The following is an 18,395-nucleotide window of genomic DNA, read 5'->3' as shown; positions in this document are numbered from 1 at the left end:
CCGACCGAAAGCGGCTGCGGCCAGGTAGCCGACCTCGGGTCCGGGACCGTGCATCCCATCCATGAGCGACTGGTCGACGAGGGGTGGGCCACAGGTCATGGGGCATGTCCTGCTGAGCGCGACGCGGTTGGACGCTCCGCGCCGGATCGTGGACGTCCTGTCCCTGTCGCCGCTGGGTGAGGTGCCGGAGATCCAGTGTCGGGGCATCGGTACTCGGCTCATCGCGTACGCGCTCGCGGCGGCCGCGGTGTGGGCGGTTTACGCTGACACCGTTGCCGGCCGCAGAAGGGACAATGCGATGGATTCTGATATCCGGACCAGGGCCGCGCTTGAAGAACACTGGCGGGCATCGGAACGTGGGGACACCGAGGCCGAGCACGCCATCTACGCTGCCGACGCGATCCTCGACTACCCCCAGTCGGGTGAACGATTCCGGGGCCGCGAGACAATCTCGGCGCAACGCGGCGGACACCCCGCCAGCCGGCACTTCACTGTCCACCGCATCGTCGGCGGCGGGGATCTGTGGGTGAGCGAGTGTGTCATCACGTACGACGGTTGCCCAGCTACTCGGTGAGCATCATGGAATTCGCCCAGGGCCAAGTGGTGCACGAGACGCAGTACTTCGCGGACACCTTCGGCGCGCCTGAATGGCGGACGGCGCTCGCGGAACCGATGCCGGGCAGGAATATCGCCAGGGCCTGACCCGCCCGCCGGGCACGGGCGGGCCGGTGCGCCGCTGCTACTCCTGGAGCTTCTCCCTGATCGCCCTGATGGCGGCGGACACGTGCTCCTCGGTGCCCGTCTTGTCGAGGCCGAGCCCGCTGAGCACGCCCTCGCCGTCTTCCTGCTCCAGCAGCGCCAGCAACAGGTGCTCCGTTCCGATGTAGTTGTGGCCCAGCCGCAGTGCCTCCCGGAAGGTGAGCTCAAGGGCCTTCTTCGCCCGCGCGTCGAAGGGCACGAGGTCGGGCACGGGCTCACCGGAGGGCTCCGGCAGCGCCTCGGCCACGGCCTCCCCGACCGTCTTCAGCCGCACGCCCTGGGCGACGATCACCTGTGCGGCCAGCCCCTCCGGGTCGTCGAGCAGGCCGAGCACGAGATGCCCTGTGCCGATCTGCGTGTGACCACCTTCGCGGGCCTTGTTCTGGGACGCGACGACAACGCTCCTGGCCCTCGGGGTGAACCTGCCGAAGTCCTGGTTCGCGTCGGGCGCCGGCTCGTCCTTCGTCACGAACCGTTTCTGGGCGGCCTGCCGCGTGACGCCCATGGACTTGCCGATCTCGGTCCATGAGGCGCCGGAGCGGCGGGCCTGGTCGACGAAGTGGCCGATGAGGTGGTCGGCCACTTCGCCGAGATGGTCGGCGGCGACGACGGCGCTCTGGAGCTGATCGAGGGCGTCGCCGTGCACCTTCTTGATCGCCTCGATGAGGTCGTCGAGGCGGACGGGATTGTTGATCTGAGTCGGTTCCACCATGAGGCAACCCTAGGTTGACAGCCGAAAGCCTGTCAACCCATGGTTGACACCCTGGTCGGGGTGGTGGCCGTAGGCGGTCGGCGTGGCCGCGATCAGAAGCCGTCGACGTCGACGATGGCTTCGGCGAAGGCCTCGGGCGCCTCCTGCGGGACGTTGTGACCGACCTTCAGCGTCCGATGCGCGTATTTACCCGAGAACTTGTCACGGTAGGACGCGCCGTCCCCGGAGGGGGTGAACGGGTCGTACGCACCATCAACGGTGATCGTGGGGACTCCGATGACCGGGGCCTCGGCGAGCCGCTTTTCGAGACCGTCATACTGCGGATCGCCTTTGGCCAGGCTCAGTCGCCAGCGGTAGTTGTCGATCACGATGGCGACGTAGTCGGGGTTGTTGAACGCCTGCGCGGTGCGATCGTACGTCGCGTTGTCGAAGTCCCATGTCGGGGAGTTGAACTTCCAGATGAGCTGCCCGAGATCGTGCCGGTACTCGTCGAGCCCGAGCACGCCCCTTTCGGTGGTGAAGTAGTACTGGTACCACCAGGCCCACTCTTCCCGTGGTGGCAACGGCAGCTTGTTGGCCTCACGGTTGGTGATCAGATAGCCGGTCACGGAGACGAGGGCCTTGCAGCGCTCCGGCCAGAGCGCCGCGATGATGTCGGCCGTCCGTGATCCCAAGTCATAACCGGCGAGGATCGCCTTCTTGATCTTGAGGGCGTTCATCAGGTCGAGAGTGTCGACGGCGAACACCGACTGCTGGGCGTTCCGGAACGTCGTACGCGAGAGAAAGCGCGTGGTGCCATGACCGCGCAGATAGGGGACGACCACCCGGTAGCCCTGCGCCGCGAGGAGAGGCGCGACCTCGACATAACTGTGAATGTCATAGGGCCAGCCGTGCAGAAGGATGACAGCGCGACCGTCGGCGGGCCCCGCCTCGACGTATCCGACATTCAGTACGCCGGCATTGATCTGCTTCAGGGGGCCGAAGGATGTAGGTGCCGCTGACGGAACCGTCGGTTCCTTCCCGCCGGAATCGGCGTGCGCGGAACCTGACATGCCGATCTGGGCGGCGACAGCGGCTCCGGCCGCCGCACCGAGGAATTGTCGACGGCTGTGGTCGACCCCTTCGGGCTTTTCCACGGTGCACCACCTTGATTCGACGCTGGAATCCAGGGTGACGGGCGGACCCGTCGACGGATGAATTCACGGAGCGGCGGGTCCCTCTCTCACCCAACATCGGGCAGCTCGACCGCGCAACAGAGGTGGGGCATGGATTGAGCCGGACGAGTGGGCGACGATGCGGCACGCCCCGTGCGCTGGGGACGGTCAGCAGGGCCGCCGCACTCGGGCCGATGCCGCGTTTCCGGCGTGGCGCACTAGGGATTTTCCCTGGTCCGTTCAGGAAGTGCGCAGGAGAGAGTTGCAGTCACACCGCTCGCTGCCGTCAGACCGCCGCGCGCGCGTGCGATCACGCCCGTCGCTCACGCCTGTCGCTCCTCGGCGGGACACCGTCGCCGGTACAGCCACACGGAAAATTCCATGAAATCTGGTAACCAGGATTCGAGCCTTGACGGTTCGGGTGATTCAAACGGTGGCGAGCACGCCACCGGGATTTCTGGCGGAACCGGCCGGATTTCCTGCTCGCGGATCCGGCGGAGCGGCCGATGACCGACAGGAAACGTGACGAGCGCATCTCGATCGTTCTCATGCTTCTCTCACAGCGCGGAGAGCTGCAGGTCCGTTTTCTCCCCAAAGTTCTCGGAGTTTCCGGGGCCACGGTCCGGCGGGATCTGGCGATGATGGAGGAGACGGGCCTCATCCGCCGCTCGTACGGCAAGGTCACCGCGGCCCGGCGTGGCGCCGAGTTGCCGGCGAGTGTGCGGCTCTCCCAGAACACCGAGGCGAAACGCCGCATCGGGGCCCTGACCTCGTCCTTGATCCCTAATCGCCCGCTCACCCTGGTACTGAGCGGCGGCACCACGATGGACTTCGTCGCCAAGAACCTGGCCGGCCGGTCGGATCTGACGGTCGTGACGAACGGCCTGGACACGGCGACGTCACTTACGGCGCGTCAGCTGGTCCACGTCGTTGTCACCGGGGGAACCGCCAGGTCGCTCTCCAATGACCTCGTCGGAAAGGAGGCCGAGGAATCGCTGCGTTCGTACCACTTCGACTTCGCGATCGTCGGCGCCGACGGCATCAGTCCGGAATCCGGGATCACACGCCACAGCTCCCGTGGAGCGGAGATCGACCGCATCATGCTGGAGCAGGCGGAGCACAAGATAATCGTCGCCGACAGTTCCAAACTGGGTAAGACGCATCAGGCGAAAGTCGTCGACGTCGGTGCCGTCCACACCATCGTGACCGACTCGCAGGCGAATCCCGCCATCATCGCCGCGCTGCGGAAGACCGGCGTGACGACCACCATGGTGGTCGTTCCTCCCACTGTGCACAACGGTCGCGTTCGGTTCACCTGATCCCCTGGTCTCCTTACGTTACTGGACAGTTGCTCCTTCCCGGCCGACACGCCAACGATCGTTGGGAGTGCGCATTGTCGAACGCTGCTCGATTCTTCGTTGTGCAGCGCGCCGCCCCGTCGGGAACCGGCGTATCCGCCGAGTCCCGAGGCGGCGGTCCGGTGTTGCTGAGTACCGGGTCATCGCAGGTCAAAGGCTGCTGCGGGAGGTGTTTCCGGTACGGACGAGGTGGTGTGTCCGGCGCGATCGCGCGGTGTTGGAGCGCTCGATCGGCAGTGGGAACCACCGTTCGTCCGGCACCCGGCTCAGCCTCGTGTCGCGCTCAGTGAGCAATACCGGCACGGGTTATGACGGCGCGTCACAGACGAACCTTGTGAGTCCGAAAGGCGACTCCTACAGTGTGCGCAAGAGCTCCCGATCGCACTGTCGTTGGGCGGCGCAAGAGCTCGCGTGCTCGTGGACCTTCCGAAGTCATGCTCTGCCGAAGGAGGTTGTCAGACGTGCGGATCCAGTGCACACCCCGGTTATTACCCGCGTGACGTCGCCCCCCCCACGGGTCTCACCGGGCGGCGCCTCATAGCCCCACAGACCGGCCGGCCGTCGATCGTGCCCGCGACACACGCACACTCGACGATTCGGCATCCCCCCACGAAAGAGGTTCACCATGTCGTCACGTTCGACGCGTTCCCTGATGTGCGCGGTGTTCGTCGCCGCGGGAGCCCTTGCCCTGAGCACGGTTCCGGCCATCGCCACGCCGGAGGCGCCCGCGGCCAGTGCCACTCGGGCCGGCTCCCAGAAGGTCTCCGTACCCGCCTACTTCTATCCCGGCCCTCTGTGGGACCGGCTCACCCAGGCCGGCACAGGGGTGGGGCTGGCCATCGCCAACCCGTCCAACGGCCCCGGTGACGGTGACGACCAGTACACCGCCGCCATCAAGAAGGCCGACGCCGCCGGGATCTCCGTCATCGGCTATGTGCCGACCGGCTACCTGGGCACCACCGGCATGACCACGCGGTCCGGATCCTCGGACCCCGACGAGTGGATGCGGCAGATCAAGGCGGATGTCGACGCCTGGTATCAGCTCTACGGTGCCGCGGGACTCGGCGGCATCTTCTTCGACGAGGGCCTGGCGCGGTGCGGTTCCGGAAACACCGACGTCAACCGGTACATCGAGCTGAAGGACTATGTCGAGGGCCGTTATGGCGACGACGCGGTCATCGTCGACAACCCGGGGACCGGTGTCGAGGAGTGTTACACCAAGGCCGCCGACACCCTGGTCACCTTCGAGGGAGACGAGAACTCCTACCGTGGTCACCAGCCGCAGGCATGGGAGGCCGGCGCTTCCCCGGACAAGGTCTGGCACCTCGTCTATGGCGTCCAGGACGAGAGCGCGATGCGTGAGGTCATGGACCTCTCACGCCAGCGCAATGCCGGGCATGTCTACGTCACCCCGGACACCATGGTGGACAACAACCCCTGGGACACTCTGCCCCCCGACGCGTACTGGAACTCCGAGCTCGGCGCCGCCGGTGGCGGTGCCGCCGGGCGCTGATTCACACTCCGCCCACCCTCATGGATCGCCATGACCTGTCGCGCCACGGCCTGGTGGGTCAACGTCTGTTGTGAAGGCACCTCATCCCCTATCAGATCACGCGCTATTCCTTGTCATCCCCACATGATCGGAAGAATGCATGAAACTCTCCACACGAACCGCCGTCTACACCCTGTTGCCCGCCCTCGCCGCATCGGCAGCGCTGATGACCGTGGGCGCCCCCGCGCAAGCCGGCGAGATGTGCGGTCAGTACGACAGGGCCACGGTCGGCGCCTACACGGTGCAGAACAACGCCTGGAACCAGCGAGGCGAGCAGTGCGTCAGCCCCACCGGTTCGGGCCTTGAGGTGACGAAGGCCGAGGGCGAGGTCCCCACCAACGGTGCCCCCAAGTCCTATCCGTCCATCTTCAACGGCTGCCACTACACGGCGTGCTCGCCCGGCACCAAGCTGCCCGCGCGGATCAATTCCATCACCAGCGCCCCGACCAGCGTGTCCTACGGTTACACCGCTGACGGGATCTACAACGCGACCTACGACATCTGGCTCGACCCGGAGCCCAAGAAGGACGGTGTATCCCAGGTCGAGATCATGATCTGGGCCAACAAGGTCGGTTCCATCCAGCCCATCGGCTCCGATACCGGCGCCACCGTGACGATAGCGGGCACGACGTGGCAGGTGTGGGAGGGCGGTAACGGCCAGAACAGGGTCATCTCCTATGTGGCCCCGTCCGCCGTCGCGGACCTCGGCTTCGACGTCAAGGAGTTCGTCGCCCACGCCAACAGCCGCGGCTTCGGTGACTCCTCGTGGTATCTCACGAGCGTCCAGGCGGGCTTCGAACCATGGAAGGGCGGAGCCGGCCTCAAGGTGAACTCCTTCTCTTCCGAAGTGAACACGGGCTGACCCGTCCGGCGGTGCCACCGGCGATGCCCGGCCGCTGTCGAAACGACCGCGGCCGGGCATCGCCACCCGTCACTTGACGGACCCGGCCATCACCCCCTGCACGAAGTGCCGCTGGAAGGCGAAGAAGACCACCACGGGGACGATCAGCGAGAGGAAGGCCCCGGGTGCCAGGACGTCGATGTTGCTGCCGAACTGCCGTACCTGGGACTGTAGTTCGACGGTGAGCGGCTGCGATGACGTGTCCGCGAAGAGCAGTGCCACCAGCATGTCGTTCCACACCCACAGAAACTGGAAGATCGCCAGGCTGGCGATGGCCGGACGTCCCACCGGGATGACCAGCCGGGTGAAGATCCGCCACTCGCTGCCGCCGTCCATCCGAGCGGCTTCCAGCATCTCGCGCGGGATGTCGGCGAAGTAGTTGCGCAGCAGGAAGATCGCGAACGGTAGCCCGTAGGCGACGTGGAAGAGCACCACACCCGGGATGGTGCCGAACAGGCCCAGCTGCCCGAAGAGCTTGGCCACCGGCAGCAGGCCGATCTGGACCGGGACCACGAGCAGGGCCACGACCAGCAGAAAGATCCAGTCCCGGCCGGGGAACTCCAGCCAGGCGAAGGCATATCCGGCCAGCGCCGCGATCACGACGACCAGCGCGGTGGCGGGCACCGAGATGAACACGGTGTTCCAGAAGGCCCGGGTGATCCCCGTGTTGCCGAGCAGTGCGGAGTAGTTGTCGAAGGACAGTTGGCCCGGACTGGTCAGGGTGGTCCACCAGCCGCTCGCCGCGTTGTCCTGTGCCGTGCGGAGGGAGGACAGGAGCAGGCCGGCGAGCGGGGTGATCCAGATGAGACTGACCACGACGAGGAACGCCTGGACGAGGCTGTTGCCCAGCCAGCGGCTGAGCCGGCTGCCCGCGGTGCGTCGGGGGCGCGCGGGCCGGACGGCGGCCGGCTGCTTCACCGCCGCCTCCGGCCGGGCGGGTGCGGTGGCGCTCATGACTGACTCCTGCGGAAGCGGCGGACGTTGAAGACCATGGCGGGGATGACCAGCAGCAGGAGCAGGACGCCGAGCGCGCTGCCCAGCCCCTGATTGTTGCCTCCGCCGAACGAGACCAGCCACATCTGGGTGGCCAGCACGGTGGCGTCCTCCTGCACCGGGCCGGGCGCGATGATGTAGACGAGGTCGAAGACCTTCATCACATTGATCACCAGCGTGACGAAGACCACGGTCAGGATGGGAGCCAGCAGTGGCACGGTGATCTTGCGGAACACCTGCCACTCGGTGGCGCCGTCCATGCGGGCCGCTTCGAGCGTGTCACGTGGCAGCGAGGCCAGCCCCGCGCCGATCAGCACCATGGCGAAACCGGTCCAGATCCACAGGTACGCGCCGATGATGGCCGGGGTGACCAGTGCGGGTCCGAGCCAGGAGACACCTTCGTAGGGCGGGGCGAAGTTCTTCGCAGGAAGCCGCAGTGTGTACGCCCCGGGGTCGAGATCCCGGAAGCTGAAGGAGCCGTCGGCCGCTGTGGTGGACCGGGCGACGGTCTTCCCGTCCCGTGCCGCCTCGACGGCCACGTCCGGCAGCCCGCTCTCGGTCTTGTCGACCTTGCCCCGCTCACCGCCACCGCCTGGAGCGAAGTCCAGGTAGACCACGCCGCGCAGCTCCGTCCCGGCCGCCTGCCGGGCTGACGCCGGGAAGGCGGGTTCGGCCTGGGGCGGGACGTCCTTGGGTGCCACACCGACGAGCCCCAGGACCGCTGTCCCGCCGGGCGACACCGTGCCGGACGTCGCGTACGACCCGTCGGACGCCTTGGTCAGGCCCTGGCCGTCACGGGCTCGTGCGGAAGGATAGGAGGAGGAGTCCTTGAAGGTGTCGTGCACTCCGACGGCGGCGGCGTTGAGCACGCCCTTGTCGGGGTTCTCCTCGTAGGCGAGGCGGAAGATGATTCCGGCGGCGAGGAACGACACGGCCATCGGCAGGAACAGCAGCAGTTTGAACGCGGTGGCCCAACGGACCTTCTCCACCAGGACGGCGAGGATCAGCCCGAGCCCGGTGAGCACGGTCGGGGCGACGACGATCCAGATGGTGCTGTTGCGAATGGCCTTCAGCGTCGCCGGATCGCGGAACACCTCGGAGTAGTTCCCGCCGCCGACGAACCGGTTGCCGCTCGCGTCGAAGAGGCTCCGGCCGACCGAGAACAGCACCGGGTAGACCACGAGCGCGCCGAGAAGGAGCAGAGCCGGCAGGACGAAGGCCACGGCGATGACTCGCCGGCGCCGCCTGGCGCGCTGTTGGGCGTTCGACCCCGGGGGAGCGGAGCCTGCCGGACGTGTGGCCGGGCTGGGGGCGGTGGTGGTCATGGTGTCCACCTCAGCCCTGGTACGCCTTGGCGGCGGCGGCTTCGAGGCGGCCCGCCGTGGCCTTGGGGTCGGAGGGGTCGCGCAGGAAGTCCTGGAGAAGCTTCCACTCGCCCATGCCCTTGGTCCCGCCGAACGCGGCGGGCGCCTGGTCGGACATGTCGAAGCGGACCGAATCCCCTGCCTGGACCAGCGATTCGGCGGTCCGCCGCGTGGTGTCGTCGGCGTACTTCGCGAGGTCGACCTTCTTGTTCGGGGAGATGAAGCCGCCGGTCTCCGCCCAGAGCTCTGCCGCCTCGGGACCCGCCAGGTACTCCATGAAGGCCATGGCCGCCTTCTGGTTCTTGCCGTCCTTCAGCACCACGGCGGCGTCGCCGCCGCTGACCACGGGGGCCTGTCCGCCGTCGACGGCGGGGAAGGGGAAGAACGTGGCGTCCTCGCCGATCTTCTTGCCGAACTGGTCCTTGGCGACCCCGGACACGAAGTCGCCCTCGTAGACCATGCCCGCTTCCGGTTCGGGGCCGAAGACCTTCTCGACCGAACCGGGGAAGTCGGTGGCGAGGGCGCCCTTCTGACCGCCCGCGATCAGTTCCTTGTCGGCGAAGAGGGCGCCGAGCGTGGTGAGTGCCCTGACCACGGTGGGGTCGGTCCACTTGATGGTGTGCTCGGCGAGCTGGTCGTACTTCTCGGGCCCGGCCTGTGAGAGGTAGATGTTCTCGAACCAGTCGGTGAGGGTCCAGCCGTCCTCGCCCGCGACGGCGAAGGCGGAGAGTCCGGAGTCGGAGACCGCCTGTGCCGAGGTGAGCATCTCCGCGTAGGTCTTCGGCGGCTCGACTCCCGCCTGGTCGAGGGCGTCGGGGCTGTACCAGACCGTCGACTTGTGGGACGCCTTGAAGTACAGACCGTACAGCGAGCCGTCGACACTGCCGTACTTCTTCCACACGGCCGCGTAGTTGGCGTCCACGGACTGTTGTGCGGTCGCGGAAAGGGGCTTGAGCCAGCCCTGCTTCGCGAACTGCTGGAGCACACCCACCTGAGGCACCATCACGACGTCGGGGGCGTTGCCGCCCTCGATCTTGCTTCCGACGACGGTCGAGACGTTGTCACCGGTGGAGATGTACTCGGTCTTGGCGCCGGTCTTCTCGGAGAAGGCGTCGAGCACCTTCTGGAAGTTCTTCTGCTCGGCCCCTGACCAGACCCCGGCGACGGATATCGTCTGCCCCCCGAGGGACTTGTCACCGCCGCCCGCCGTGGTGACGGGACCACCGCCGCAGGCGGTGGCGCCGAGTGCCAGGGTCAGTGCGGTACAGCTCAGGAGCATTGCGCTTCGTCGCGTCATGGTCTGCTTCCTTGGGGGGGGAGGGGGTTGGGACGGAGAATCGGGAAGGGACAGCGCTGAGGGGTGTCGGCGCTCTCAGAGTGCGGTGTGGTCGCTGATCCACCAGGCAGCGGTGGATCCTGGAAGCACACCGATGGGGCAGGGCCCGCTGGAGAGCAGCGGGGAACCGGAGACGGGGGCCGGTACGGGGGCGGTGCCGAAATTGACGGCGCAGACGAGCCCGTCGCCTCGGACGAAGGCCAGCACGCCGGGCTGGGTCTCCAGCCAGCGCAGTGTGCCCTCGCCCAACTGGGGCAGTCCGGCGCGCAGTTGCAGGCTGTCGCGGTAGAGGTGCCAGAAGGAGCGGGTGTCGGCGAGCGCGCGGTCGGTGGCGTGGTCGGCGAACCAGCCCGGCTGGGGCAGCCAGGGCTTGGCCCCCTCGGCGCCCGATGTGAAACCGAACGGGGACGCGTGCCCCGACCACGGCAGCGGGACCCGGCAGCCGTCGCGTATCCGGGCCCGGCTGCCGGTGCGCCGGAAGATGGGGTCGGTGAGCACGTCGTCGGGAAGGTCGACGACCTCCGGCAGCCCCAGCTCCTCGCCCTGGTAGATGTAGGCCCCACCGGGCAGGGCCAGCATCAGCAGGGCGGCGGCCCGTGCGCGTGCCGCGCCCAGCCCGCTCTTCTCGGTGCCGCACTCCCCGTAACGGGTGACCGTCCGGACCTGGTCGTGGTTGTTGAGGACCCAGGTGACGGTGGAGCCGGTGCCCGCGATGTCCTGCATGGCCTCCGAGATGACCTTGCGGAAGGCGTCGGCGTCCCATGGCGCGCTGAGCAGGTCGAAGAAGAAGGCCTGGTGCAGTTCGTCGGGGCGTACGTACCGGGCGTGCTCGCGCGCGGTCGGTACGGAGACCTCGCCGACCAGCAGCCGTTCATGGCCGTCTCGGGCGGTGAACTCCTCGCAGACGGACCGCCAGTGCCGCCATACGTCGTGCACCTCGGGCTGGTTCCACGCCAGCGGGTTCACCGAGTCACGGGTGCGGGCGTCGGCCTCGGGGTCGGGGGAGTCGGGCAGGTCCGGGTGTTTGAAGAGGCCGGCCGCCACGTCGATACGGAAACCGTCGACACCGCGGTCGAGCCAGAAGCGCAGGACTTCGTCGAAGTAGGCGCCGACCTCGGCGTTGCGCCAGTTCAGATCGGGCTGCTCGGGCGTGAACATGTGCAGGTACCACTGGCCCGGGGTGCCGTCCGGCTCGGTGACCCGGGTCCACGCGGGGCCACCGAACATCGCGTGCCAGTTGTTGGGCGGCTCCTCGCCGTCACGGCCCCTGCCCTCGGCGAAATGGAACCGGGCGCGTGCCGGACTGCCGGGCGCGGACGCGAGCGCTTCGGTGAACCAAGGGTGCTCGTGGGAGCAGTGGTTGGGGACGATGTCGAGCAGCACCTTCACACCGAGCCGGTGTGCGTCGCCGACCAGCAGACCGAACTCGGCGAGGTCGCCGAAGACGGGGTCGACATCGCGGTAGTCGGCCACGTCATAGCCGTGGTCGTGCTGGGGCGAGGGATAGAAGGGACTCAGCCAGATGCCGTCGACGCCGAGCTTCTTGAGGTAGGGCAACCCGGCGCGGACGCCGGCCAGATCGCCGATTCCGTCTCCGGTGCTGTCCAGGAAGCTGCGTACATAGACCTGATAGATCACGGCGTCGCGCCACCAGGGACGCGCTGCGGGGAGTGTGCGGCCGTCGCCGACCGGAGCTGGAAGCTTCACCCGTTGACCTTGTTTCTGCGTGAAGGGCATCCGCAGCTGAAACCCTGCGGCTATACATACATGTTAAGTAGGCATTTCCAGACGGTGTCAACGGTGAGTGGTGCAACACGGAGCAAGTTGGGCGCCATGTCACCATTTAGTAAGCCCGGACGCGCGACAATGCGCATCATCGATGCCTAACAGGTAACTAGGGAGCTGGAGAGAGTCAGCCCCGGCGCGCTATGGCCGCCAGCTCGACGGCCAGCCGGCGCACGGCGGCCTCGGGCGTCTGATGCTGCGCCATCGCGTCGTTCACCACGGCCTGCACGGCAAGGCTCACCTGCTCGTACCGCGGGCTCTTGGGCCGGGGAGCGGCGGCCAGCACGCTCGCGCGCAGCGCCGGAAGGTACGGGAACCGCCGTATCAGTTCGGGGTCCTGATAGACCGACGCCCTGACCGGTGGCAGCGAGCCCTCGGTGAGCACCCTGCGCTGCGTCCCGTCGCTGGTGAGATAGGCGATCAGATCCCTGGCGGACGCGGGATGCCGCGCCTGTGTACCGATCGCGAGATTCGACCCGCCGAGCACGCTCGTCCCCGGGCCGTCGCTGCCCGGCAGCGGTACGGCACCGAACTTCCCGGCGACCTTCGAGTCCTTGCCGGACGCACCGGCGAAGGCATACGGCCAGTTGCGCAGAAAGAGCAGCTTGCCCTGCTGGAAGGCCCGGCGGGACTCTTCCTCCTTGTACGCCAGCGCGGCCTTGGGGATCCAGCCGTCACGCACTCCGCGGGACAGCAGACCGATACCGGTACGGGCAGCGGGCGAATCCACCGTCACCCGCTCGCCCTCGTCGCCGAGAATCGAGCCGCCCGCCGAATAGACCATCTCGGCCGCGTTGACGGTCAGGCCCTCGTACGGCAGGAACTGCCCCGCGTAGCCACCGAGACCGTACTTCGGGGCGATCGTCCTCGCCTGACGCTCCAGTTCGGACCAGGTGCGCGGGGGCCGCTCGCCCTCCCGGTCCAGGAGGTCCTTGCGGTAGTAGAGCATCCCGGCGTTGGTCACATACGGGACGGCATACAGCTTCCCCGCGTAGGTCGCGGTCTCGACCACCGGCGGAAGGAAGGACTCCAGCGGAAACCTGTCGGGTTCCAGCGGCGCTATCCAGCCGGCCTCGGCGAACTCCGAGGTCCAGGCGACATCGATGTTGAGGATGTCGTAGCGCCCGGCGCCGGAACGCAGTTCCGTGATCATCTGTGCCCGCGCCTCGTCGGCGGAGTCGGGCAGTTCGACAAGCGTGACCTTCTCCCGCGGACGATCGCGGTTCCAGTCGTCGAGCAGCGGCCCCAGATAATTGGTGAGGTCCCCGGCCGTGGCCAGCGTCATCGGCCCGCGTGCGCCGTCCCGCGCCACGCCGTCCGCTTCACCGCCACGGGCCCCGGCACTCACATGACCGGTCAGAACCATGGCAGCGATCAAGAGCGCCCTGCCGGCGGCACGCGTCCACCGCATAGGTTCCTCCCTGTGCAGGGCCTCCAGGCATCGTCCTCCGGGTTCCTGCATATATACCCGTTAGGCATGGGCGATACTAGGCCCGGTCAGACGACGAGGGCGATCCGGGGAGGAGGGAGCGCGCATGCGCATGCCTCTCCTGGCGCTGTTGTCCCGAGGCCCGGCCCATGGGTACGAACTCAAGCAGGACCTTGAGCAACTGCTGGGCGCAGCGTACCCTCAGCTGAACGTCGGCCAGATCTACGTCACTCTGAGCCGGCTGGAGAAGTCGGGGCTGATCGTGGGCGAGGAGATCGCCCAGTCGAGCCGGCCCAACAAGAAGATCTACCGACTGACGGACGCCGGAACCGAAGCACTGAGCGCCTGGTTCGAGGAGACGGCGGAGGAGCCCCGGCTCCGGGACGACTTCTTCATGAAACTCGCCCTCGCTTCGCACACCGGCCTGGCCGACCAGATCGGCCTGATCAACAATCAGCGACGCGAATACCTCACCATCATGCGTGGTCTGTCGAAGCTGTCGATCAGCGAGAACAGTGACAACCGCATCGCCCAACTGCTCATCGAGGGAGCCATGCTGCATCTCCAGGCCGATCTCGACTGGCTGGAGCGCTGCCAGGAAGAGCTGGAGGGGCCGCGATGAGCCGGCCGGCCGACCCTGCCCCTGTCGCGCTGCGCGCCGAAGCCCTGGTCAAGACCCACCAGGGAGAAGGCGCCCCCGCCCATGCCGTCCGCGGCGTGGATCTGACCGTGAGGCGCGGAGAGTTCGTCGCCATCAGCGGACCGTCGGGCGCCGGCAAGTCCACCCTGCTCCACCTGCTGGGCGGCCTGCAGCGCCCCGACAGCGGCAGCATCTGGCTGGACGGCGAGTGCGCCGACTCCTACAGCGAAGGGCGCTGGGCCGTCGAACGCCGCCGCAGCATCGGCATCGTCTTCCAGTTCTTCAACCTCGTCTCCAACCTGACCGTCGCGGACAACATCGAGCTGCCCGCACTGCTGACCGGTACCCCCTGGAAGAAGGCCCGCGCGAAGCGCGAGGAACTGCTGTCGGAACTGGGCCTGGAAGGCAAAGCGCGCAGTATGCCGGGCGAGTTGTCCGGCGGCGAGCAGCAGCGGGTGGCCCTGGCCCGCGCCCTCGTGAACCACCCGCGGCTCCTGCTCGCCGATGAGCCCACCGGCAGTCTGGACAGCAAAGGGACCCGGGAAGTGATGCGGCTGCTCACCCGCTTCCACCAGCGCGGTCAGACGATCCTCCTGGTCACCCATGACGCCCGGCTCGCCAGCACCGCGGACCGCGTCATCAGCTTCTTCGACGGCCGGATATCCGACGACGCCGAACTGGGCGGCACACGCGCACGGGGCGCCGGCCTGTCCGGCGTCCTCGAACTGAAGGACTGAACGTGCGGGCAACCCTTCGCTGGGCGCACACCGATCTGCGCACCCACCGCGGCGAAGCGCTGTTCATCGTCTTCGCCACCATCGGAATCGTCACCGCCCTGCTGCTCGCCGCGGCGCTGTTCGGTTACGCCACCAACCCCTGGCAGCGGATCTTCACCCAGTCCCAGGGCGCTCATGTCTGGATCCACACCGGCCCCGCCGCCGACCCCGGCCGGCTCGCCTCCCTGGACGGTGTCGGGGCCCTGTCCGGCCCCTACCGCACCGCTTCCGCCACCGTCGAATCCCATGGCACCCGAGCCGACGTGGAGATGCGCGGCGCCGACGAGAACCCACCCGGCATCGGCCGGCCGCTCCTCACCTCGGGCCAGTGGCTCGCTGCCGACAGCCCGGACGGTGTGGTCCTGGAGAGCAGTCTGGCCCGCGCCCTGTGGGCCGAACCGGGTGACACCCTCACCGTCCCCGGCAGCAGCCGGACCCTGACCGTGCGCGGCGTCGCCGACAGTCCTGAGCCCCGCTACCGGCCCGGCGAGCGAACGGGCACCGTATGGGCGTTGCCCTCCGCCGTGCGGAGCGCGGGCGCCACCTGGTCGGGGCAGATCACCGGACTGCTGCTGACAGAGCCCGACGACACCGACTACGCGATCCAGCGCGCCGTCACCGAACTCGGCGCCGGAACCGTTACGGACGTGTCCAGTTGGCAACAGGCGCGCGCCGAGGCGCAGGACGACACCCAGCTGCTCGGCCAAGTGCTCGCGCTGTTCGGGCTCGGGGCACTGATCGCCGCCGCACTGGCGGTGTTCGGGGCCATCAGCACACGGGTACGCGGACACCTGAGGGACATCTCCGTACTGAAGGCGATCGGATTCACCCCCGGCCAGGTCACCCGGGTCTTCCTGGCGCAGCACCTCGCCCTCGCCCTGCTGGGCGCGCTCATCGCGACGGTGCTGACCGAAACGCTCGGCGGCCGGATTCCCGGCAGGCTCGGCGAGGCGGTCGACGTCTGGCAGCGGTTGCCCGGCCACTCCACAGCGCTGCTCGCAGTGCCGATCGGCGCCGTCCTCTTCATCGGAGCGGCCACCTGCCTCGCCGCCTGGCGGGCCGGACGGGTGCCGTCCGTACCCGCGCTTCCACCGGCCGCGGCACCCTCCAGCCGGCTCTCCCGAACAGCGGGAAGAGGAATGGCACTTGGTGTGCCGGCGGCCCTGGTGCTCGGCTGGCACCGAGCCCTCGTGCGCGGTCACCGCACCCCGGCGACGATCGTCCGGCTGGCGCTGCCACTCCTGCTGATCACCGTTGCTCTCAGCGCCTGGACCACCATCGGCCGCTTCGAGAGCAGGCCCGCGCAGATGGGCATGGCGGCCGCTCTCACCGCTCGCGCGGAACAGGGACTGAGCGACCGCGAGGCACGCTCGATACTCGAAGCGAGCGACCAGGTGGTGGCGGCGCACCCGGGCGTCGAGGTGGCGGCGCTCGTACCCGGGCAGACCGGGACCATCGCACTGCGTGGCCTCGGCACGCGGAGCGAGCCCTACCCCTTCACGGTCGCCGAGGGCAGAGCCGCCGAAGGGCCGGACGAAGCCGTCGCCGGCCAGGGGCTGCTCGACCTTCTCGACGTGAGGATCGGTGACTGGGTCAGGATGACCGTCGGTGAGCGACCGCAGATCCTGCACATCGTCGGCCGCAGCATCGAGCCCGAGAACAGCGGCCGGGTGATCTCCACCTCGCTCGACACCCTCCGGCAGAACGATCCCGGTCTCAGCCCGACGCTCTACCAGCTCCGGCTGCGAGCCGGAGCCGACCCCGACGAGGTCCGCACGGCTCTGACGGATGCCTCTCGAGGACGCCTCGACATCAGCGAGGTGACGAGTCCGGGCGACAGGCTCTCCCCGATGCTGGGCGTCGTCGTGGGCGTCATCGCCGTGCTCGCACTCATCGGTCTCATCGAGCTGTCGACGGCGATCGGCGGCAGCGTACGGGCGGGGGAGCGTGATCTGCTCGCCCTCAAGGCGATCGGCTTCTCCCCGGGGCAGATCACGGCCGTCACCGTGACGGCCATCGGCTCCACGGCCCTCCTCGCGGCGGTGACCGGTACGGCGCTCGGCGTGCCTCTCGCCCACTGGCTGATCGACGCCGAGGCACGCTCCAGCGGGATGGGCGCCGGAGTCGCCCAGACGCCCCCGCTGCTCCATCTCGTACTGCTCGCCACCGCCGCGGTACTGGGCGCCGTCTCTCTCGCCCTCCTTCCCGCCGCCCGGACGGCCCGCCGTCGACCGGCGGACACGGTCGGTGCTGTCGGCTAGGTCCTGTCCGGTCGATCTTCGCGGATCAGACCGCGGCAGTCTGGTGCAGGGGGTACCCCCGTGCCGTTCAGGCCACGGGGGAGCATCGCAAGGCGGAGGATCGCCCGTGTACTGGACGTACTCGGGCGACTCCGACAACGCGGCGAGGCGCGGTGCCAGGCGTCGTGGGCCCGCGAAGATCGACCGGACAGGACCTAGAGGGACGGAGGAGAGACCTCGCGGGCGCGATACACGGGACTCAGGTGAACCGGGTCCTGGTGCCCGTGCGAGCGGGAGGAACCCCGACCAGAGTCGTCGTCACACCGGTCTGCCGGAGCGCCGCGACGATGGCGGCGTTGGCATGCGAGTCGGTGACGATGGTGTGGACGGAGCCGAGGTCGGCGATCTTCGCACGATGAACCCTGCCCAGTTTCGAACTGTCGGCGACGACGATCGCGTGGTCTGCCTGCTCCAGCATGATCCGGTCGACCTCCGCGCCCCGGGAACTGTGCCCGGTGAGCCCGGCCTTGGGGTTGATGCCGTCCACGCCGACGACGGCGAAGTCGAAGCGGTAGGAGCGGAGTGACTTCTCCGCCTCCCTGCCCACGAGATCGTTCGACAGCGGCCGGGCGGTTCCCCCGGTGACGACGACCTGGACTATCTGTCGGGTCATCAGATGTGCCGCTGTATCGAGTCCGTTCGTCACCACCTTCAGATCCGCTCGGCCGACGAGACTCCGCGCGACGAAACCCGCGGTGCTGCCGCCGCTCAGTGCCATGGTGAGCGGACGGTGCGGAATCAGCGAGGAGACCAGGGCGCCGATACGGCGCTTGGCCTCGGTGTTCTGGGAGTTCCGCAGGCTCACCGGCAGTTCCGCCCCCGGCCGTGCGGCCATGATCTTTCCGTAGGAGCGACGGATGAGCCCCTGTCCCTCCATCCCGGCCAGATCCCGCCGCACCGTGGCCCCCGACGTGCCGAGGATGTCCTGGAGAGTACGGACCTGCAATTCTCCGCGTTGAGCGAGAAGCGTCAAGATCCTGGAAATGCGTTCGTCTCGCGTCCTGTCGTTCACCGGCGGCCCTTCCGAATCCAGGCACAGAAATGTGGACGAACTCCTGAAGATTCTCCCGCAGAAGCCCTGATGCCGGGGAACATGTCCGAACGCATCGGGCGCGAATATTCGTTATCCGATTTCATGGATTTTCCGTGAGGCTGTTCCGGTGGGTGTTCCGTGATGAAGCGATAGATGTAGTCCGGCCGTCTGCACTCACCGATCGGCAGTTCGTCCGACTGGGCCGGCCACTTCGTCGTACGCCGACAGGATTCCCTCTCGCATCGCCCGGAAAGAAGCGCCGGAGGCGCTAGCTCTCATTGCAACTGTAATGCTCACTCACTG

Annotated in this window: 15 protein-coding genes and 1 pseudogene; 8 read left to right on the top strand and 8 right to left on the bottom strand. The window is 68.0% G+C overall.

Going from position 1 to position 18,395, the window contains the following annotated elements; genetic code table 11:
* Nucleotides 1-61: 61 nt before the first annotated feature.
* Nucleotides 62-574: a nuclear transport factor 2 family protein gene (locus ACFRKB_RS09890; RefSeq protein ID WP_383104783.1), complete on the top strand. Its 513-nt coding sequence runs from the start codon at nucleotides 62-64 to the stop codon at nucleotides 572-574.
* A 5-nt stretch (nucleotides 575-579) separates the two neighbouring features.
* Nucleotides 580-702 carry a hypothetical protein gene (locus ACFRKB_RS09885; RefSeq protein WP_383104781.1) on the top strand — a complete coding sequence of 41 codons (123 nt, stop codon included), beginning with the start codon at nucleotides 580-582 and terminating at the stop codon, nucleotides 700-702.
* Between the two features lie 37 nt (nucleotides 703-739).
* On the opposite strand, the gene ACFRKB_RS09880 is transcribed toward ACFRKB_RS09885, so the two are convergent.
* Nucleotides 740-1,471, bottom strand: coding sequence for a Clp protease N-terminal domain-containing protein (locus ACFRKB_RS09880; RefSeq protein WP_383104779.1), 732 nt, complete (start codon nucleotides 1,469-1,471; stop codon nucleotides 740-742).
* 92 nt (nucleotides 1,472-1,563) lie between these two features.
* Entirely contained in the window at nucleotides 1,564-2,523 is a 960-nt protein-coding gene (locus ACFRKB_RS09875) for an alpha/beta fold hydrolase (protein WP_383105118.1), read from the bottom strand.
* Nucleotides 2,524-3,131: 608 nt separating this feature from the next.
* Between ACFRKB_RS09875 and ACFRKB_RS09870 the strand changes: the two genes are divergently transcribed.
* From ACFRKB_RS09870 to ACFRKB_RS09860, 3 genes and pseudogenes are all read left to right on the top strand, one after another.
* The gene (locus tag ACFRKB_RS09870; protein ID WP_383104777.1) at nucleotides 3,132-3,944 is read left to right on the top strand and encodes a DeoR/GlpR family DNA-binding transcription regulator; all 813 of its coding nucleotides are present in this window, start codon (nucleotides 3,132-3,134) and stop codon (nucleotides 3,942-3,944) included.
* Between the two features lie 664 nt (nucleotides 3,945-4,608).
* A complete protein-coding gene (locus ACFRKB_RS09865) occupies nucleotides 4,609-5,496 on the top strand; it encodes a spherulation-specific family 4 protein (protein ID WP_383104775.1) in 888 nt (295 codons plus the stop codon).
* A 139-nt stretch (nucleotides 5,497-5,635) separates the two neighbouring features.
* Nucleotides 5,636-6,394, top strand: a pseudogene (locus ACFRKB_RS09860) (GH12 family glycosyl hydrolase domain-containing protein); the annotation flags it as partial.
* A 72-nt stretch (nucleotides 6,395-6,466) separates the two neighbouring features.
* Here the strand turns inward: ACFRKB_RS09860 and ACFRKB_RS09855 are convergent.
* The 5 genes from ACFRKB_RS09855 to ACFRKB_RS09835 all read right to left on the bottom strand — a co-directional run bounded on the left by ACFRKB_RS09855 (nucleotide 6,467) and on the right by ACFRKB_RS09835 (nucleotide 13,325).
* Entirely contained in the window at nucleotides 6,467-7,390 is a 924-nt protein-coding gene (locus tag ACFRKB_RS09855; RefSeq protein WP_383104772.1) for a carbohydrate ABC transporter permease, read from the bottom strand.
* Entirely contained in the window at nucleotides 7,387-8,754 is a 1,368-nt protein-coding gene (locus ACFRKB_RS09850) for an ABC transporter permease subunit (RefSeq protein WP_383104771.1), read from the bottom strand. The genes ACFRKB_RS09855 and ACFRKB_RS09850 overlap by 4 nt, the downstream gene beginning before the upstream one ends.
* A gap of 10 nt (nucleotides 8,755-8,764) precedes the next feature.
* Entirely contained in the window at nucleotides 8,765-10,090 is a 1,326-nt protein-coding gene (locus ACFRKB_RS09845; protein ID WP_383104769.1) for an ABC transporter substrate-binding protein, read from the bottom strand.
* Nucleotides 10,091-10,165: 75 nt separating this feature from the next.
* Nucleotides 10,166-11,866, bottom strand: coding sequence for a glycoside hydrolase family 13 protein (locus tag ACFRKB_RS09840; RefSeq protein ID WP_383104767.1), 1,701 nt, complete (start codon nucleotides 11,864-11,866; stop codon nucleotides 10,166-10,168).
* A gap of 175 nt (nucleotides 11,867-12,041) precedes the next feature.
* On the bottom strand, nucleotides 12,042-13,325 hold the full coding sequence (locus ACFRKB_RS09835) for an ABC transporter substrate-binding protein (RefSeq protein WP_383104765.1): 1,284 nt from the start codon (nucleotides 13,323-13,325) through the stop codon (nucleotides 12,042-12,044).
* Nucleotides 13,326-13,449: 124 nt separating this feature from the next.
* Here ACFRKB_RS09835 and ACFRKB_RS09830 point away from each other — a divergent pair, with 124 nt between their 5' ends.
* Genes ACFRKB_RS09830 through ACFRKB_RS09820 form a run of 3 tightly spaced genes read left to right on the top strand, consistent with a single transcriptional unit; the run spans nucleotide 13,450 to nucleotide 17,020 of the window.
* Complete coding sequence (locus tag ACFRKB_RS09830) at nucleotides 13,450-13,965, top strand: PadR family transcriptional regulator (protein ID WP_383104763.1); 516 nt, start codon at nucleotides 13,450-13,452, stop codon at nucleotides 13,963-13,965.
* Nucleotides 13,962-14,720 (top strand): ABC transporter ATP-binding protein, encoded by a 759-nt coding sequence (locus ACFRKB_RS09825; RefSeq protein ID WP_383104762.1) that lies wholly within the window; start codon nucleotides 13,962-13,964, stop codon nucleotides 14,718-14,720. The genes ACFRKB_RS09830 and ACFRKB_RS09825 overlap by 4 nt, the downstream gene beginning before the upstream one ends.
* A 2-nt stretch (nucleotides 14,721-14,722) precedes the next feature.
* Nucleotides 14,723-17,020 carry an ABC transporter permease gene (locus tag ACFRKB_RS09820; RefSeq protein WP_383104760.1) on the top strand — a complete coding sequence of 766 codons (2,298 nt, stop codon included), beginning with the start codon at nucleotides 14,723-14,725 and terminating at the stop codon, nucleotides 17,018-17,020.
* 238 nt (nucleotides 17,021-17,258) lie between these two features.
* On the opposite strand, the gene ACFRKB_RS09815 is transcribed toward ACFRKB_RS09820, so the two are convergent.
* Nucleotides 17,259-18,071, bottom strand: coding sequence for a DeoR/GlpR family DNA-binding transcription regulator (locus ACFRKB_RS09815; RefSeq protein ID WP_383104759.1), 813 nt, complete (start codon nucleotides 18,069-18,071; stop codon nucleotides 17,259-17,261).
* Between the last annotated feature and the right edge of the window lie 324 nt (nucleotides 18,072-18,395).

The sequence above is a fragment of the Streptomyces scopuliridis genome, assembly GCF_042790125.1.
GTDB classification, from domain to species: domain Bacteria; phylum Actinomycetota; class Actinomycetes; order Streptomycetales; family Streptomycetaceae; genus Streptomyces; species Streptomyces scopuliridis_A.
Note: the sequence above shows the minus strand (reverse complement) of the source record. Positions and strands in the feature narration are given on the sequence as shown.

What these genes read in the sequence shown, in the direction of transcription:
- ACFRKB_RS09845 (WP_383104769.1), bottom strand. Translation starts at nt 10,090, where the DNA reads ATGACGCGACGAAGCGCAATGCTCCTGAGCTGTACCGCACTGACCCTG.
- ACFRKB_RS09880 (WP_383104779.1), bottom strand. Translation starts at nt 1,471, where the DNA reads ATGGTGGAACCGACTCAGATCAACAATCCCGTCCGCCTCGACGACCTC.
- ACFRKB_RS09855 (WP_383104772.1), bottom strand. Translation starts at nt 7,390, where the DNA reads ATGAGCGCCACCGCACCCGCCCGGCCGGAGGCGGCGGTGAAGCAGCCG.
- ACFRKB_RS09825 (WP_383104762.1), top strand. Translation starts at nt 13,962, where the DNA reads ATGAGCCGGCCGGCCGACCCTGCCCCTGTCGCGCTGCGCGCCGAAGCC.
- ACFRKB_RS09890 (WP_383104783.1), top strand. Translation starts at nt 62, where the DNA reads ATGAGCGACTGGTCGACGAGGGGTGGGCCACAGGTCATGGGGCATGTC.
- ACFRKB_RS09885 (WP_383104781.1), top strand. Translation starts at nt 580, where the DNA reads ATGGAATTCGCCCAGGGCCAAGTGGTGCACGAGACGCAGTACTTCGCG.
- ACFRKB_RS09875 (WP_383105118.1), bottom strand. Translation starts at nt 2,523, where the DNA reads ATGTCAGGTTCCGCGCACGCCGATTCCGGCGGGAAGGAACCGACGGTT.
- ACFRKB_RS09850 (WP_383104771.1), bottom strand. Translation starts at nt 8,754, where the DNA reads ATGACCACCACCGCCCCCAGCCCGGCCACACGTCCGGCAGGCTCCGCT.
- ACFRKB_RS09830 (WP_383104763.1), top strand. Translation starts at nt 13,450, where the DNA reads ATGCGCATGCCTCTCCTGGCGCTGTTGTCCCGAGGCCCGGCCCATGGG.
- ACFRKB_RS09865 (WP_383104775.1), top strand. Translation starts at nt 4,609, where the DNA reads ATGTCGTCACGTTCGACGCGTTCCCTGATGTGCGCGGTGTTCGTCGCC.
- ACFRKB_RS09840 (WP_383104767.1), bottom strand. Translation starts at nt 11,866, where the DNA reads ATGCCCTTCACGCAGAAACAAGGTCAACGGGTGAAGCTTCCAGCTCCG.
- ACFRKB_RS09870 (WP_383104777.1), top strand. Translation starts at nt 3,132, where the DNA reads ATGACCGACAGGAAACGTGACGAGCGCATCTCGATCGTTCTCATGCTT.
- ACFRKB_RS09835 (WP_383104765.1), bottom strand. Translation starts at nt 13,325, where the DNA reads ATGCGGTGGACGCGTGCCGCCGGCAGGGCGCTCTTGATCGCTGCCATG.